At 62.9% G+C, this 16221-nt stretch carries 10 protein-coding genes and 1 pseudogene; 8 read left to right on the forward strand and 3 right to left on the reverse strand.

What is annotated here, in order from left to right; all coding sequences use genetic code 11:
- Window positions 1-8 precede the first annotated feature (8 nt).
- The 6 genes from ACFOKF_RS14355 (at window position 9) to ACFOKF_RS14380 (ending at window position 9222) form a co-directional block, all read left to right on the forward strand.
- The gene (locus tag ACFOKF_RS14355; RefSeq protein ID WP_380796452.1) at window positions 9-1706 is read left to right on the forward strand and encodes an ATP-dependent nuclease; all 1698 of its coding nucleotides are present in this window, start codon (window positions 9-11) and stop codon (window positions 1704-1706) included.
- 4 nt (window positions 1707-1710) lie between these two features.
- Entirely contained in the window at window positions 1711-3105 is a 1395-nt protein-coding gene (locus ACFOKF_RS14360; protein WP_380796453.1) for a UvrD-helicase domain-containing protein, read from the forward strand.
- A 300-nt stretch (window positions 3106-3405) separates the two neighbouring features.
- Window positions 3406-4137: a hypothetical protein gene (locus ACFOKF_RS14365; RefSeq protein ID WP_380796455.1), complete on the forward strand. Its 732-nt coding sequence runs from the start codon at window positions 3406-3408 to the stop codon at window positions 4135-4137.
- Window positions 4134-6278, forward strand: a complete 2145-nt coding sequence (locus ACFOKF_RS14370) for a hypothetical protein (RefSeq protein ID WP_380796457.1) — start codon at window positions 4134-4136, stop codon at window positions 6276-6278. The genes ACFOKF_RS14365 and ACFOKF_RS14370 overlap by 4 nt, the downstream gene beginning before the upstream one ends.
- Window positions 6275-7303: an AAA family ATPase gene (locus ACFOKF_RS14375; protein ID WP_380796458.1), complete on the forward strand. Its 1029-nt coding sequence runs from the start codon at window positions 6275-6277 to the stop codon at window positions 7301-7303. Before ACFOKF_RS14370 ends, ACFOKF_RS14375 begins: the two co-directional genes overlap by 4 nt.
- A 2-nt stretch (window positions 7304-7305) precedes the next feature.
- Entirely contained in the window at window positions 7306-9222 is a 1917-nt protein-coding gene (locus ACFOKF_RS14380) for a TniQ family protein (RefSeq protein ID WP_380796460.1), read from the forward strand.
- Window positions 9223-9497: 275 nt separating this feature from the next.
- Here ACFOKF_RS14380 and ACFOKF_RS14385 read toward each other — a convergent pair whose 3' ends face one another.
- Together ACFOKF_RS14385 and ACFOKF_RS14390 are read right to left on the reverse strand one after the other, a co-directional pair.
- Window positions 9498-10280 carry a nucleotidyltransferase family protein gene (locus ACFOKF_RS14385; RefSeq protein ID WP_380796461.1) on the reverse strand — a complete coding sequence of 261 codons (783 nt, stop codon included), beginning with the start codon at window positions 10278-10280 and terminating at the stop codon, window positions 9498-9500.
- A gap of 40 nt (window positions 10281-10320) precedes the next feature.
- Window positions 10321-11850, reverse strand: a complete 1530-nt coding sequence (locus ACFOKF_RS14390; RefSeq protein WP_380796462.1) for a M23 family metallopeptidase — start codon at window positions 11848-11850, stop codon at window positions 10321-10323.
- A gap of 226 nt (window positions 11851-12076) precedes the next feature.
- Here ACFOKF_RS14390 and ACFOKF_RS14395 point away from each other — a divergent pair.
- Together ACFOKF_RS14395 and ACFOKF_RS14400 are read left to right on the forward strand one after the other, a co-directional pair.
- Window positions 12077-14883, forward strand: a pseudogene (locus ACFOKF_RS14395) (helicase-related protein).
- Entirely contained in the window at window positions 14876-15172 is a 297-nt protein-coding gene (locus ACFOKF_RS14400) for an RNA-binding S4 domain-containing protein (RefSeq protein ID WP_380796464.1), read from the forward strand. The pseudogene ACFOKF_RS14395 and the gene ACFOKF_RS14400 overlap by 8 nt, the downstream one beginning before the upstream one ends.
- A gap of 5 nt (window positions 15173-15177) precedes the next feature.
- Here the strand turns inward: ACFOKF_RS14400 and ACFOKF_RS14405 are convergent, their stop codons facing one another.
- Window positions 15178-16185 (reverse strand): Ldh family oxidoreductase, encoded by a 1008-nt coding sequence (locus ACFOKF_RS14405; RefSeq protein ID WP_380796465.1) that lies wholly within the window; start codon window positions 16183-16185, stop codon window positions 15178-15180.
- Window positions 16186-16221 lie beyond the last annotated feature (36 nt).

Consider the following 16221-nt stretch of genomic DNA (forward strand, 5'->3'; position numbering starts at 1 on the left):
GGTGAAATATGACCGCGATTCGTCAGATCGATGTGCGCCATTTTCGAGGGGTTCGGGAAGCTGTGTGGGGGCCCCTTCCCGGCGTCAACGCTATCATCGGATCGGGTGATACAGGCAAATCGACACTATTGGACGCGATCGAACTGACGCTTGCACCACGTCGAAATCTCACGTTCTCCGACGCAGATTTCTGGCAACTCGATGTAAATCAGCCCATCGACATACGGGTCACCATCGGTGAGCTCCCCGATGCACTGCTCGATTTCGAGAGATATGGCATAGTGCATCGCGGATGGGATGCCCTCGTGGGACTATCGGACGAGCCGGGGGCGGATCTCGAAGATGTCATCACTGTCCGTCTGACCGTCGATCAGGATCTTGAACCGCGATGGTGCCTCTATTCCGATCGGGCCGATGCCGATGGCGTCACCCGTGAAATTCCGCCGGCCGAGCGTAAAAAGCTCGCTCCCACTCGTCTTGGCGTTTACGCAAACCATCACCTCGCATGGGGCAACAGGTCGATCCTCAACAAGCTGGCCGAAATTCCGTCGGGCGCTGGAGGCGCTTTGGCGGAAGCGGCACGCAAGGCTCGTGCTGAATTCGGGTTGGCAGCTCTCGATCAAGTGAAAGACGCACTGGATATTGTGCACGAAGTCGCGGCAAAAGCGGGTATTTCGGGCGCGCTAGAAGCGACCGCGCTTTTGGACGCGCATGGTATCAGCTTCTCGGGCGGCACTATCGCTCTACACAACAAGGACGGGGTCCCCCTTCGCAACCTAGGCGTCGGAAGCAGCAGGCTGCTGATCGCAGGACTTCAGGCCGCCGCCAGCGAAGCCAGCCCCTTTGTATTGGTCGACGAGGTCGAACATGGACTGGAACCTCACCGGATCATACGGCTGCTCCATACGCTTGGCAGCAAGGAAGCCGCGCCAAAGCGCCAGGTCTTCCTGACCACTCATTCAGCAGTGGTAGTGCGCGAGCTATCCGCCGACCAAATCTGGCGCGCCGCAGATGACGGATCTGGACAGGTGCGCCTTTTCCGCACTGATGGGAGTGTTGAAAGCCAAAAGACATTTCGCGCCTGTGCGGAAGCGTTCCTCGCCCCCCAGGTTATCGTGTGCGAAGGACCAACGGAAATCGGACTTCTTCGCGGTCTCGATATGCATCGCGACGAAAACAACCTGCCGACCTTAGCCGCCAAAGGGGCGGCGCTCGCCGATGGCGGCGGCGATAGCATGATCGCGCGCGCCTGTGCCTTTGCTCGCCTTGGCTATCGAACCGCCTTATTGCGCGATTGCGACAAGCCCTTCACACCGAAGCAATTGGAATCGCTTGCTACTGCGGGTGTCACCCAATTCCATTGGGATCACGGTCTGTCGACAGAGGAACAACTGTGCTGGACCCTCCCGGACGATGAAATCGAACGTCTGGTAGAAATTGCCGTCGAAGAAAACGGAAAGGACAAGGTCGACGGTGATCTTCGCAATCGTTCGCCCGCGCTCAATTCCGATGCCTTTTGCGCATCTCTCGGCATCAGCGAAGACGAGCGTGAGCACCTTGGGGCCGCGGCAAAGAAGGGCGGCTGGTTCAAGAATGTGACGCTTGGCGAGCGCGTCGGCCGCGAAGTTCTCGCGCCTGCGCTGGATAGCTGTTCGGGCAAGATGCCGGTCATCCTTCAGAATCTACGGGACTGGGTAGCGGCGTAACTCGATGTCCATTCCCGATATTCTTGCCATAAATCGCGGATCGATTGTCGCGCCTGCCGGATGCGGAAAAACGGAGGCGATCGTGCAGGCTGTCGCACGGAATGACGGCAAGCCAGCGCTCGTGCTGACCCACACCAATGCCGGTGTACATGCACTTCGGTCACGCATGGCGCGCTCGAAGATCGCGAATGCCAGGGCGCGTGTCACTACCCTGGACGGCTGGTCGCTGCAGGTTGTGAACTCGTACCCAGAACTCTCGGGGCATCGGCCGGACCTCGCCGCCATCAATTATCCTACGCTGCGCAAGGCTGCCATTCGCGCAGTTTCATCAGGAGCGCTGGACGCCATATTACGCGCATCCTATTCCCGGGTAATCGTCGACGAATATCAGGATTGCAATGCCGCCCAGCACCGTCTGGTGACGGAACTGGCACAACGGTTGCCATGTTGCGTGCTCGGCGACCCGCTTCAGCGCATCTTCGATTTCGCAGAAGCCCTCCCCGATTGGGACGGGACTGTGCTGTCAGCCTTCCCGCTCGAGGGCACACTCAACGATCCATGGCGTTGGATTAGGCAAGGGGAGGAAGATTTCGGCCACTGGATCCTGGCAATCCGAAACGATCTCGAAAACGGTCGCGGCGTCGATCTTGCGACTGCGCCGGCCAACCTGACTTGGATCCGCGCGGTTGACGCTGCGGAACAAAATGCGGCTGAAGCGAATGCCATAGCCGCGCTGCGTGCTATTGGCGCGCCGACGTCATTGATCGTAGGCAGCGCTATTGACCCGTCGTCAAGGGTCGCATTCGCCAAGGCGCACCATGGTGTGCAAGTGGTTGAACGTGCCGACATGCCAGAGATCAAGGATGCTGCGGCGGAAATCGGCGGCGAGAAAGATCTGAAGCGGCTGAACAAGGTTCTGAAATTCGCCCGCTCGGTCATGTCCGGGATCGATAAGCCTTTTGTCGATCGGTTAAATGATCTGAATGCGGGGAGAGCTGTCCCCAGCGACGACATCGAGCGTTCCTTCCTCTCCGCCCGCCAGAGCGCCACATTTGGGAATCTTGCCCGGATGCTGGAGTCATGGAGGCTCACGCCGGGGTTGCGGGTGTTCCGCCCGGACCTGCTGGCCGTGATGCTGGATGGAATGCGTCGCACAACCGATGACGGCGATCTGAAAGCATCGGTGCTCAGCGTACGCGAAGCCAAGCGGAGCGGAGGGCGACAAATACCGTCGATGGGAATCGGTAGCACCCTATTGCTCAAAGGCTTGGAGGCGGAACACGTCCTGATCCTCGAAGCCGGTGCGATGAACGCTTGCAACGCCTACGTCGCACTCAGCCGTGCATCAAAGGCGATAACGGTAATTTCCAACAAATCAGTCATAGGTCGAAGCCTCTGATCCATCTTGTTGTCACCAATGCCAGTGAGACAAACCGTCAGTCAGCCTTTGGCAATGCGCATGTAGGCAGTTCATTTTCAGGATAGATCATCCATCCTGAAACCAAACCCCGTCTTGCGTGTTCCCTATACGTTCCCGCCCATATAAATTGCCCGGGCGGGGATTTACCTTCCGGCAACGTACCGATCGTCATGGTGCGTCCAAAGGGGAACCGATTCGGTGGCGAATTCGACAGGACAGGTTCGTGCCGCGCATGCAGGCACGAGGGCGGAAAAACTCCGCCTGCTTCCGCCATGGCCCATGGGGCTTGATATTTCGGACACCCCGCTGCGGCGGGAAGTGAGGCGCGGCAACCGCAATCCGGCCGGGCACATCCTGTCGGCCAAGATGGGCCGGAAGCTCCAGTACATCTCGCCGAACGAGCGGGCCTTCCTGATCTTGGCCGAGATCGACGCGAACGTCATTCGCATCGCCGACCGGCCATTGGAAAGCTGCGCCAAGGTGGATGGCCGCACAGATCTCCACTATCCCGACTATGCCGTGCTGATCGGCGGCGTGACCGAAGTCCATGAGGTGAAGTCAGACGACATCTACCTGGGCGATCAGACCCTTATCCGCCGCCTGGCGCTGCACGCCCGGTCCATAGAGGCCAGTGGTGCGGTGTATAGCGTCGCGCTTCGCAGCGAACTCATGGCCGAACCCCGCTATGAATGGGCGACACGCCTCTGGCCATTCAGCACTCACCGCATCGAACGCGAATCCGCGAACGCCGTACTGATGATCGTGCAACGGGGACCCATCCGCGTAGCCGACCTGATGCGCCGTCTTTCAGAAGGGCTGGGCGCAAAGGCGCCAACCCGGGGCGCCGTCCTGGGAATGGCCGCGCGCGGAGAGATTTTCTGCGACCTGGATGGGCCCATCGGGATCGAGACGGTCGTCCGGCCGTTCGATCCGGCCGCCATGCCCGACAGGCTGCTACCCATTCGCCGCCCCATCGATGATCTGCTCGATCGCTACAAGGTCGCGGCATGAACGCGCTCGTGTCCTCGATCCGCGCGCCTAAGAAGGGCGATGGGCAAGTCCGCCTCAAGATCCACCGTGGCTGGTCAATGCTATGGAAGGGGCGCATCGCCAGATTCGAGCGCCGGCAGGGCCAGGTTCTGGAATGGCGCGTCGATCTCACCAACGAGCACATCCAGTTCACCGACCTCGAAATAGCCGAGGGCGTGGCATGCGGCGAATTCAAGCTCAGCTCGCCGCCTGACACCGAACGGCTGGATGCCGGCGGCAAAGTGATCCGCACCCGAATTCGCGACGTGAGCAAGCAGTCGATCGCCGAAGCTGACCGCAAGCTGCGCTACATGCAGGCTGTCCAGGCTGCTGGCGGCATGATCGGTGCGACCCAGAAGGAAAAGAAGTGGTTGCTGGATCGGCTGCGCCGGGAAGCCAGCTATAGGGAGCTTGAATTACCGGACGTTTCGGTACGAACGCTTGAACGCTGGATGCTCGACGATGGCGGCCGGTGCGAACGCATGCGCCTGATCCCGCACCATCACGACAAGGGCAACCGTAGCGACCGACTGGACGAACAGGTCCGCGAAATCGTCGAACGTCGCATCGACGAACTCTGGATGACGCGGCCCCGGGTCGACTTCAAGACGCTGCGCTCCTTCGTCAACGGCGACATCGACGCCCTGAATGTCACCCGCCTGCCCCACATGAAATTCCCGCATGTCGGCAAGACCGCGCTGCGCAGCTCCATCGCCCGGCGCAAGCCCTCGGACCTCACAGCCGCCGAGTTCGGCCAGGCCATCGCCGACACGAAGTTCGTGGGCCGCAGGACGCTGGCTGATCCCGAACTACCGCTGGAGCGCCTGGAGCTCGACAGCACCAAGGCCGACATCATCGTCGTCGATCCAGATACCAATCTTCCGATCGGCCGACCATGGCTGGTAATCGCCACCGACCGTTGCACGCGCATGCCGGCGGGCTTCGCGATCTCCTTCGATCCGCCCAGCATCCACACGGTCATGGAATGCCTGCGCAGCGCGATCTTCCCCAAGTCCTACCTCGACGAAATGCGCCGTGACCATGACTGGATCGTCCGTCACGACTGGCCGGTCTATGGCAAGCCGCGCACGATCGCGCTGGATCAGGGGATGGAGAACCTGTCAGAGTCCGTGCTGGAAACCTGCATGGACATCGGCATCAACGAAGTCGCGATCATGGGGCGGCGCCGGCCATGGGAAAAGGGAGGCATCGAGCGCGCCATCGGCACGGTGTCGCGGGGGCTCTTCCACACCATCCCCGGCACGACCTTCGCCAACGTCCTCAAGCGCGTGGGCTACAATCCTGAAAAGGACGTCGTCGCGACGCTGGAGGAGATCGAGCACGCCATCCACATCTACCTCGTCGACATCTACGCACGCCAGGGACACGGCGGCCTCACGACCGGACTGCAGGGGCGCCCCATAGATGCCTGGAACGCGCTGATCGACGAGCAGGAAGTCGAAATCATTCCCGACATCGCAGAAGCGCACCAGTTATTCGGCCGCAGCTTCGAAGCAACGATCCGGCCATCGGGCGTGCCCTACAAGCGGTTGCTCTTCTATTCCCCGGAGCTGATCGACGCGCTGGACGACCGCAGGTTCCTGGAACTCTCGCCGCGCCGCCGTGTGAAGTGCCGCCTCAAGACCGGCGACATCAGCCAGATCTTCGTCGAAATGCCGCATACCGGCGAACTGCTCGCGGTGCCCATCGCCGAAAAGTGGGAGGACTATGCCCGTGGCCTTTCGATCTGGCAGCACGAGCGCATCCTCGACTACCGCAACGCCCAGATAAAGGCGGGCGAGGAAGAGGACGACCTCCCGGAATGCCGGCGGCAACTGGTCAGCAAGATGCGGGCGGGCAGGAAAAGCGGCGCCGGTCACAAGGTGTCCGCCAAGCGTTGGGAAGGCGTAGGCCGCCAGGCGCGCGCAGGCAGCGACGCCTCGACCACCGTTGTCGGATCCGATGCCAACGCGCGGCTGCAGAAGCCCAGGACCGAGAGTTTCCAGCGTAGCGTAGCAGCCAAGATCCAGGCCGACGCCCTTCAGCAACAGGAGGACGTCCCGCCGCCGGCCGCGCTTCCCTCCTCGCCCTATGCCGGTCGCAAAAAGACCATCATCCAATGAGCGACGACGAACAGCGCAAGCGCCGCATCGCCCTACTCGGTAACGCCTTCGTCTCACGCAAGGTCGAAAAGGACATTCATGCGGCCCTCGAGAAGGTCCGAGCGACCCGTCTCAACGCCCGCGAGCCCGGCAACGTGGTGATCTGGGGCGAGTCCGGCGTAGGCAAGACCTTGATCATCGAGCATTACCTTGAGAAGCGGCGCACCATCTGCGAGGAACATGGCAGCCTCCGGCAGGACCTGATCGCGATTGAACTGGAAGGCGCGACCTCACCGGTTCTCATAGCTGCGGAAATGGCAGCTCAGCTTGGCCTGGAAGATCTGCCGAAGGGACGCACGGCGTCCGATGCCGGGCCCATCACGGCGGCGGTCAAACATCAAATGCTGATGCAGGGCGTGGAAATGGTCATCATCGACGAATTCCACCATATCGCTCCAAACGAGGGGGCAGTAACGGCCAGCCGGGTGGCGCGCTGGGTCAAGAGCCTGTCGAAGAAGAAAAAGCGATCGCGTCAGGCACCTTTCGGGCTGCGCGAGGCGAACATCCCGATCGTCATGGTCGGTACCGATCAGGTGCGTGACCTCGTACTCAAGGAACCGGAACTCTTCAGCATTACGCCTCACTTCTTCGAGGTTGGCCGCTACACTCACGACACTCCGTCCGAACAGTTGAAATGGCAGGCCTTTCTGGCCGATCTCGACGACAAGCTGCCGTTCGATGAATTTTCAGGCCTCAGCGTCCCGGAGCTCGCCTTCAAGATCCACCAGGTAACCTACGGATTTCTTCGCCAGGTCGGCCACCTGATCGTCGAAGCGGGACGGTTGGCGATCGAGCGTGACCTACCCCGAATCACCGAGGCGGAATTATATGACTCGGCCGAAGCACAGTTCGTCCTGCAGCAGGCAGCTCAGATAAGCAAAAACAGTTCCATGGCCGAACGCAAGGCCATTCCCAACCCCTTCAACGGCGGCACGCTCGCGGCCATGCGCCTGCGCGGCGTCCTCGACGACGCAAGCGTGCTCTGACCATGGCCCGCCTGCCCCAGATCCTGCCGCCGCGCCGTGGTGAATCCGTCCATGGCTTCGTCCGCCGCCTTGCTGAGGTTAACGGCATTACCCTTTCGGCAATAATGCGGTGGGCAGAAATTGGGAGAATTAGACCCGTTTCAGAAGACCGACTCTGGGCCAATCTTGCAACTGCCGCTGGAACCAGCGTCGAGGCGCTAACTAAAATGCGATGGCTGCCGGCCAATGTCCCAGGAGCCAATGGGGCCATCAGATTCATGGGGCATGCAATTCGACCGAGTCATCTATCGCGTGGTGAGATGAAGGTCTGCCCCGCGTGTATTCGGTCTGGCGGCACAATACGCGAGGTTTGGTCGGTCAGTCAGATCACCTGCTGCCCACAACATGGTTGCCTCCTTATCGATAGTTGCAATGCATGCGCGCGGCAGTTGAAGTATCATTCTGCTGGTGCCGAAGATGCTTGGAGTTGCGTTTGTGGCCATGAACTTGCCGACCTGCCGATCATACCAGCGTCCGAATTAACCCTTGCTGCAGCCCGCCTACTTTACCCCGTAGTCGGTCGCACCGAGGTAACAGGATATATTTCGCTGGCCAAAACCAAGGATGAAGTACCTGCGCCTTTCGATACCCTAGAATTGAACGATCTTCTGGCTGCAATGGACCTTATCGGAACTGTCGCCACCACGCCCGCCGAGGAAGATCGGCCGGCAGAACATACTTTTCTTCCCTATGGCCTCACTGGTCCCTCACGAGTGCCCGGCGATTTCATACGTCGCGCTGAAGCCGCGGTCGAAATCATGCTTGGATGGCCCGAGAGTTGGCACAATATCCTTGATGAACTTGCTTCGCGTTCGCCACCTCAAGCCAGTCGTCTGGAGGATCGCGCAGTTCTGGCGACCCGGATGGGCCGGCGCTGTCTTGCACCGGACCGCGGAATTGATGGCATCCCGCTTCAAATCATTGCTCGGGAAACACGTCGATGGCTGGCAGAAAATAAGGGGATCGTCAGGCATAAACGACACCGGACGTCCGAGAGTGCCCGCGCGCGCGTTCTGGCCAGAACCATGAATGCACGCATCATCGCGCAAGAGCTCGGCATCAAATATTATGTTGCAGACTTCCGGCGTATCTACGATGAAACCATCGATGCGATGGAGGCAGAAGGCTGCGCCCAGCCCGCGAAGCAGCTTGGCGACACCCTACTCACTCGCGTCAAAGCCCGCTGGGACGAATACCAACGAACCGTATCGTCAGTGGTGGCATCGGATTTGATCGAGGGCGGCTCTAAGGAACGTCGTCTGGCTGGTTGGGATCATGTTGATCTAATCCTGCCCGCCAACGAATTCGAAGGTCTCGCCCGCAAGCGAAAATCGGTCTACCGAATGAATGACATTGAGACAATCCTTACCCGGATACGCTCGATCGCAGTCAAGGTCGATACGCTTACAGCTTACCATCCGTTGACCACAGAAGTCATGCGCAAGGTCTTATCTCCTCACTATAACAAAACAGCGATATTGCTTGACGTGATGAGCGGGCGCCTGCCGACGTATTGCACCGTTAACAATCCGAAACTTTGCGATCTCTATGCCGACCTGTCTCTCGCCAACCGGATTGGTGTTGCCAACAGAGCAATCGCCCTGGATACGGCCGATGCAATGATCCCAGCGCGCCCGCTCAACAATATGGTCAGCATACTATGGGGCGCGAATCATCGCCTTGGCATCAAGGAAAGTCGAGCATTACGCCAAAACGGTCAGATACGCTTTGAAGTAGAGACCCTGTGGAACCCTACCGAACAGCGATCTCACCCGAGTTACAGCTATAGCGTCCGGGACGTCATTCAGCACTTCTCGGCCTCGCTTGGGCCGTCGTACATCGACGAACTGGATAAGCATCTCATCCGCCAAGCGGATTAAGAGCTCGCACGTTAAGTAGCAAGCAATTACAACAATCAAGCTATCGCGGGCCATTTTCAAAATTGGCCCGCTTGTCTCATGCCTCTGCCCCATATTTATTTTCGACAGATGCTTGGCTTCACCGCCAACTTATGGGGCACGCGATGGGCGTCATCGCCAAATTATGGTGGTCATCTAGCGACAACTTATGTAGAAGGAAAAATATGGCAAGAAACTGATTTATAATAATTTATGTCAGCATCTTATGAAGGCTGCGACAGAAATAAGCGCGCGGCTTACCCGCGCTGCAAGATCGTCTCGATCAGCGTGACATCTTCCGGCTTGTCGGCGTCAATGCAGGCTTCCGGGCTGGCCATCGCCACCAGCCGCGCGGTCAGGCCGAATTTGCGGCCGATCCGGGCGATACCACCCCGCAGCGTCAGGATACGCAACAGCGCGCCGAGCAAAGCGAAGGGACCGAAGGCGGCGAGGATTTTCCAGCCCTTTTTGCGGTCCTGTTCGACCTCCTGCCACAGGGCGATGACAGACCGCGCCTTGTCGCTGCCGAACCAGAAGATGTTCGCGCCCGACCACCAGCCGTCGCGGAATTTGAGCCAGGTGCGGCGTGATCCCGGATAGCGCGCCAGCAGCGTTTCTCGCTCCACCATGGCGACGGCAATGTCGGCCCCGGTGGCTTCGTCTACGAACTGGTCGAGCATGGCGCGGTCCAGCAGCACATGATCGGCGGTGGTCAGCAGGATGGGAAAGGGCAGGTCGCCCGCCTCCAGCAGCGCCAGCAGGGAAGAGGCGATGCCCTGTCCGCCGGTTTCGAACCGCACGCGCGGATGCGCAGCCAGCCAGCCGGTGGCAGAGTCGGCCGCGAGCAGATCAGGCCGCTGGGTGAGGATGACGACCTGGCCGATCGCCGGATGATCCAGCAGCGCGCGCGCCGGGCGGTTGATCATCGGTTCGCCGCCGACGGGCACCAGCGGCTTGACCGCAACGCCCGCAGCGGCGGCCAGCGGATCGGGAATCGGGCGCGCGCCGGCGAGCAGGATGGCGGTAACGGAACCAGTCATTGCCGCCCGTTAGCGAAGCAGGCGCGGCGCGGAAAGCGCCTTATTTGCCAAGTGCCGCCGGAGCCGTTGCTGCCTTTTGTGCGAAATTATCGTGCAATCCGACGCGCAGCCCCTGATATTGGGCCAGACGGGCGCGGAAGGCCGCCAGTTCGCCCCCGGCGAGCTGGGCGACGGTGGTGAATTTCACCGACAGCGGATTGACCACCTGTCCCCGGCGATACAATTCATAATGGAGATGCGGGCCGGTCGACAGGCCGGTCGACCCGACATAGCCGATCACCTGACCGCGCCGCACCCGCTGCCCCGATGCCGCCGCAATGCGGCTCATATGGGCATAGCCGGTGGCAAGGCCGCCGCCATGTTCGATGCGAACATAATTGCCATGACCGCCATGCCGCCCGGCATAGGAGACGACGCCGTCCGTCACGGCATAGATGGGCGATCCGTAACGGGCGGCGAAGTCGATGCCGGCATGCATGCGGGTATAGCCCAGGATCGGGTGACGCCGCATGCCGAAGCTGGAGGACAAGCGGCCGGACACCGGCGCCGACAGCACGCCGCGCCGTTCGCCCACGCCCGACGCCTCGAACCATTCGGTGCGGCCGTCCTTGGTCCATTTGAGCATGTCGATCGATTTGCCGCGCGCGCGCTTCAGCCCGGCATAAAGGAGTTCGCCCACCTCCACATCGCCGGTTTCGGCGCGGCGATATTCGGTGACGATGTCATAGCGGTCGCCCGCACCGATGCCGCCAAGATCGACCTGCCCCGCGATGACGCGCAGGAACGCCTGCACCGCCTTGGGCGGCGCGCCAGCCGCGCGGGCAGACCGATAGATGCTGTCGCCGACCACGCCCTGAATGCGCAACGGCGTATTGTCGACGCGGATCGGAATGCGTCGGACAGAGAGGACGCCGCCGGCGCGGGTCACTTCCATGTCGAGATCGAGCCGGGCGCGGAAGGCCAGCTTGTCGAGCGGACGCGGCCGATCGCGGCTGGCGCGGCGGCCCAATATGATGTCGAGTCGCGTTCCCGGCTTCACCCCGGCATCGATGTCGCCGCCGACCATCGCCATGACGGTGGCCACATCACCGCTGCTGACGCCGGCGCGCGACAAGGCGCGGGGCAGCGTGTCGCTGCTACCCACCTGCGCGGAGAGTTCGATCTGCGGGCGCTCGGGCGTTTCGCGCAGCGGCTGGACCGCATCGGTCGGCCCCATATGGCGGCCGCTGTCCGCGCCCAGCGCCAGCGGAGTGATCATCTGGCTGCGCACTTCATCATAATGCCCGCTGCTCAGAACCGGGCCGGGAACGCCCGGAATCGCCTCAAAAGCCGGGGAAAGATAAAGGGCGGTGGCGCACAGGCCAAAGCAGGTGGCAAGACCGCGAAACCAGGTGAGGCTGCCGATGCGCTGGCCAAGATCGGGGACCAGATCGACTTCATCGGCCCATTCACGCAGGCGCGTGCGCCAGTCTTGCGGCGAGGCGGCCGGCGCCTGCTGAAGCGAATCGGCGAGCCAGAGAGACACCGAAGCGCCCCCTTGCTGCGGACCGAACTGGCTATCATGAAACAAAACCGCGACCCCAACGCATTCTTTTCATTGCCGCATCGGCAACGTCCCCCGCGCCATGCGTGGGTGGCACTGTTGTGAACGCACAGGGTTAAAGTCAAATAAAGACGATGCGATGACAGTCCAGGCTGCGACGAAGCGTGGCGGGAGCCGGACGGGCGCGATATTGCCCGGGAACCTGCAATCGCCTCTTGCCCGCGCACGCATCCTGCCCGACATAGGCGGGACCATGGCATCCTTCGCCCGTTCGCCCATCACCGCCGTTCTCGGGCCCACCAACACCGGCAAGACGCATCTGGCGGTCGAACGCATGTGTGGCCACTCCAGCGGCATGATGGGCTTCCCGCTGCGCCTGCTGGCGCGTGAAGTCTATGACCGGGTGGTCGCGATCAAGGGGCCGCAGCTGGTCGCGCTCATCACCGGCGAGGAAAAGATCGTGCCGCCGGGCGCGCGCTATTTCCTGTGTACGGCCGAATCCATGCCGATCGGCGGAGGACGAGAGTCCGGCGTGAAGGAGGATTTCGCCTTCGTCGCGCTGGACGAGGCGCAATTAGGGTCGGACCCGGAGCGCGGCCATATCTTCACCGACCGGCTGCTCCGCGCGCGGGGCCGCGAGGAAACGATGATCCTGGGGTCGGCCAGCATCGCCAGACTGGTGAAAGCGCTGGTGCCCGATGTGGAGATCATCGGCCGGCCGCGCTTTTCCACGTTGAGCTATGCCGGCGCGAAGAAGCTGTCCCGCCTGCCCAAACGCTCCGCCATCGTCGCCTTCTCCGCCGAGGAAGTCTATGCCGTCGCCGAAATGCTGCGCCGCTTCCGGGGCGGGGCGGCGGTGGTGATGGGCGCGCTCAGCCCCCGCACCCGCAATGCTCAAGTGCAAATGTTCCTGAATGGCGAGGTCGATTATCTGGTCGCCACCGACGCGATCGGCATGGGCCTGAACCTGGACGTCGCCCATGTCGCCTTCGCTTCGCTGCGGAAATTTGACGGCCGCCGCAGCCGCCGCCTGACCATCAGCGAAATGGCGCAGATCGCCGGGCGCGCGGGGCGACATCACAAGGATGGCACTTTCGGCAGTCTGGGCCATGAGGATGGCGACGCCGCCTTCACGCCCGAAGAAATCGAAGCGATCGAGGCGCATCGCTTCCCGCCGGTGGAGCAGCTTTTCTGGCGCAACGGCACGCCGCGCACCGACCGGCTGGACCATTTGCTGTTCGATCTGGAGCAAAAGCCCGAACGGCCGCAATTGCGCGCCGCGCCCGAAGCGGTGGACCATGCCGTGCTGCGCCGCATGGCCGACGATCCGCTGGTGATCGAGCGAGTAAAGGGTAAGCGGCAGGTCGAGCGGCTCTGGTCGGCATGCGGCCTGCCCGATTTCCAGAAGCTGGGCGCAGAACATCATGCCCGCATGGTGAGCCGCATCTGGCGCTTCCTGTCGGAAGGAACCGGCCATATCCCGCGCGACTGGTTCGCCCAGCAGGTGGCGCGACTCGATTCGGTGCAGGGCGATATTGACACGCTGTCGGGCCGGATCGCGGCGGCGCGGACATGGTCCTATATCGCCCATCGCCCCGACTGGCTGGCCCATCCGGGCGAAATGGCCGAACGCACCCGCGCCCTGGAGGAAAAACTGTCCGACGCCCTCCACGCCGCGCTGACGCAGCGTTTCGTGGACCGGCGCACATCCGTTCTGCTGCGCGACATCGGCCAGAATGCCAGCACCCTGCCCGTCACCGTGGAGCAGGATGGGACGGTCTGCGTGGATGGCGAGACGATCGGGCGACTTGACGGATTTCGTTTCTCGGTCGATCCCGCTACGCGGCATCAGGACCGAAAGATGTTGCTGGCGGCCGCGGAACGGCGCCTTGGAAAGGTATTACGAGTGAAGGCTGAAGAACTGATTGCAGCGGCGGATACGGATTTCGCCCTGCTGGACGAAGCGGGACAGGCGCCGGGGATCGCCTGGGGAGAGACGCCCGTGGCCTCTCTGCTGGCGGGGCCAAGCCTGCTGGCGCCCGAAATTCGGCTGGATCGCGCGTTACTTAGCCTGGGTCAGGATGTGCAGAAGCAGGTCGTCGCCCGCCTGGCCGCCTGGTTCGAGGCGCAGAAGCAGAAGCATCTGCTGCCGCTGGTGAAGATGGCGGAAAGCGCCGCCGATCCGGCCGTGCCCGCCGTGGTGCGCGCCGTCTTTGCCCAGTTGGGCGACGCCGGCGGCGTGATCGCGCGGCTCGACCTCGATTCGGCGCTGGGCCATCTGGACAAGGAGCAACGCCATCTGCTGCGCAAGGCGGGCATCGATATTGGCGTTCTTGACATTTATCATCACGGCCTGCTGAAACCGGGCGCGGCGCGCTGGCGCTCCGCCCTGCTGGCCGCGCGCATCGCCAAGCCCTGCCTGCCGCTGCCCGGCCCGGGCTGACCCTGATCCCGGCGGGCGAGAAAATGGCGCAAATGGGCGCGCGCATTGCCGGCTTCCGCGGCTTTGGCGACCAGATGCTGCGCATCGACATGGCCGAACGCATGGCCCGGACCGCGCATGAAACGATCGCGAAGAACGAACCCTTCACCCATAGCAGCCCGCAGATCGTATCGCTGGGCCTGTCCGAAGCATCCTTCCTGCAACTGATGCGCCTGGCCGGCTTCCGGCCGGTCACGCCGCAGCCGATTGCGCCAGCCGCTGAGCCGGAAGCCATCGCCGCAGAGGCCGAAACCGAAAGCGCGCCGGCCGTCGAAGCGAAAGGCGGCGAAGCGGCTGCGGTGGTCGAGGCGACCCCGGCAACCGGCGCGAACTGGGCGTTCAGAGGGCGTCAGAAGGCGCGTAGCGATCGTCCGCAGGGTGGACGGCCGCAGGGTCAGCAGGGGCGCGGTCCCCAATCGCGTGACGCCAAGCCGCGTGATGGCCAGTCGCGTGATGGAGGCAATCGGCGCCCGGGCAAGGATGGCGGCGCGCCCCGTTCCGCCTCGCCGGGCAGCAGCCCCAAGCCGGTGAACAACGCCTTTGCCGGCCTGGCCGACCTTCTCGGCCGCAATGGCTGATCCGATCGCGGGCGCCGGCCACGGCCCCAGCCTGCGCATCGACAAATTTCTGTGGTTCGTGCGGCTCTGCAAAAGCCGCACGAGCGCGCAGAAGCTGGCGGAGGACGGCCATGTCCGCCTGAACGGTCGCCGCATCGACCGCGCCCATGCGCCGGTGCGCGCGGGCGACCTCATCACCTTTCCCCATGGCGACAGCGTCCGCGTGGTCCGCGTCATCGCCCTGCCGGCCAGACGCGGCCCCGCCCCCGAGGCGCAGGCTTGTTATGAGGAACTGACGGTCGGCGGCTGATTGCGCTATGACGTCAGCAACGCCTCCAGCCGCGCCAGCATCTCCGCACTGACCGGCACACCATCCCTGACTGCTTTCGCGCGTGCGGCGAAGCGGCGGTCGCCCGGCATCCGTTCCTGCCCCGCCGCGCGGAGCGCATCGACCAGTTGCTCGACCCGCGCCGCAAAGCCCGCCCCCGATCCACCGCGCGCAGGATCGATCAGGATCAGGCATTGGCCCGTACAGGGCGTCTGCGCGCCGGGATGCGCCGACCAGTCGACTTCATGCGAATAATTGCCGCCCGTCAGGGCGGCGGCCATGATCTCTATCATCATCGCGATCGCCGCGCCCTTGTGCCCGCCAAAGGGCAAGAGCGCGCCACCGTCCAGCACCGCCTGCGCATCGCGCGTCGGTTGGCCGGCCGCATCGACGCCAGCGCCTTCGGGCAAAACATGGCCTTCGCGCGCGGCGATCTGCACATCGCCATGGGCCAGCAAGCTGACCGCCTGATCGAACACCATGATCCTGCCGCCTTCGCGCGGCGCGGCGAAGGCGAGCGGATTGGTGCCATAGACTGGCCGCCGCGCGCCGGGCGGGACGACCACGGCCATGCTGTCGACCATGGCGATGGCGACGAGGCCCGCTTCGGCGAAGGGTTCGACATCAGGCCAGAGCGCGGCGAAATGATGCGACCGCCGGATCGCCACCACGCAGGCGCCGGTGGCGCGCGCCTTTTCGATCGCAATCGGCGCCACGGCGGCGAGCGCGGGCTGGGTGAAGCCATTGGCGGCATCGACCCGCAGAAAGGATGCGCCGGCATCCTCCACCACCGGCTCGGCCCGGCCGTCGACCCAGCCACTATGCAGAGTAGAGACATAGCCGGGCATGCGGAACAGGCCATGGCTCATCGCCCCGTCCCGTTCCGCCCCGGCGCAATTACGGGCGAGAATATCGGCCACGCCCGCAGATGCGCCATTGGCGATGAAGATGCGGGCCAGCAGCGCGACCAGCGCGTCGAAATCCATATGGGTCATGGCCGCACCCTCCCCTGCTTTATCGCGCGGCGCAAC

It is taken from the genome of Sphingobium rhizovicinum, assembly GCF_042647625.1.
Taxonomy (GTDB): domain Bacteria; phylum Pseudomonadota; class Alphaproteobacteria; order Sphingomonadales; family Sphingomonadaceae; genus Sphingobium; species Sphingobium rhizovicinum.

Bases quoted from the DNA above. Each gene is read 5' to 3' on its own strand.
- ACFOKF_RS14360 (WP_380796453.1), top strand. From the start codon at position 1,711: ATGTCCATTCCCGATATTCTTGCCATAAATCGCGGATCGATTGTCGCG.
- ACFOKF_RS14380 (WP_380796460.1), top strand. From the start codon at position 7,306: ATGGCCCGCCTGCCCCAGATCCTGCCGCCGCGCCGTGGTGAATCCGTC.
- ACFOKF_RS14365 (WP_380796455.1), top strand. From the start codon at position 3,406: ATGGGGCTTGATATTTCGGACACCCCGCTGCGGCGGGAAGTGAGGCGC.
- ACFOKF_RS14400 (WP_380796464.1), top strand. From the start codon at position 14,876: ATGGCTGATCCGATCGCGGGCGCCGGCCACGGCCCCAGCCTGCGCATC.
- ACFOKF_RS14370 (WP_380796457.1), top strand. From the start codon at position 4,134: ATGAACGCGCTCGTGTCCTCGATCCGCGCGCCTAAGAAGGGCGATGGG.
- ACFOKF_RS14375 (WP_380796458.1), top strand. From the start codon at position 6,275: ATGAGCGACGACGAACAGCGCAAGCGCCGCATCGCCCTACTCGGTAAC.
- ACFOKF_RS14355 (WP_380796452.1), top strand. From the start codon at position 9: ATGACCGCGATTCGTCAGATCGATGTGCGCCATTTTCGAGGGGTTCGG.
- ACFOKF_RS14385 (WP_380796461.1), bottom strand. From the start codon at position 10,280: ATGACTGGTTCCGTTACCGCCATCCTGCTCGCCGGCGCGCGCCCGATT.
- ACFOKF_RS14405 (WP_380796465.1), bottom strand. From the start codon at position 16,185: ATGACCCATATGGATTTCGACGCGCTGGTCGCGCTGCTGGCCCGCATC.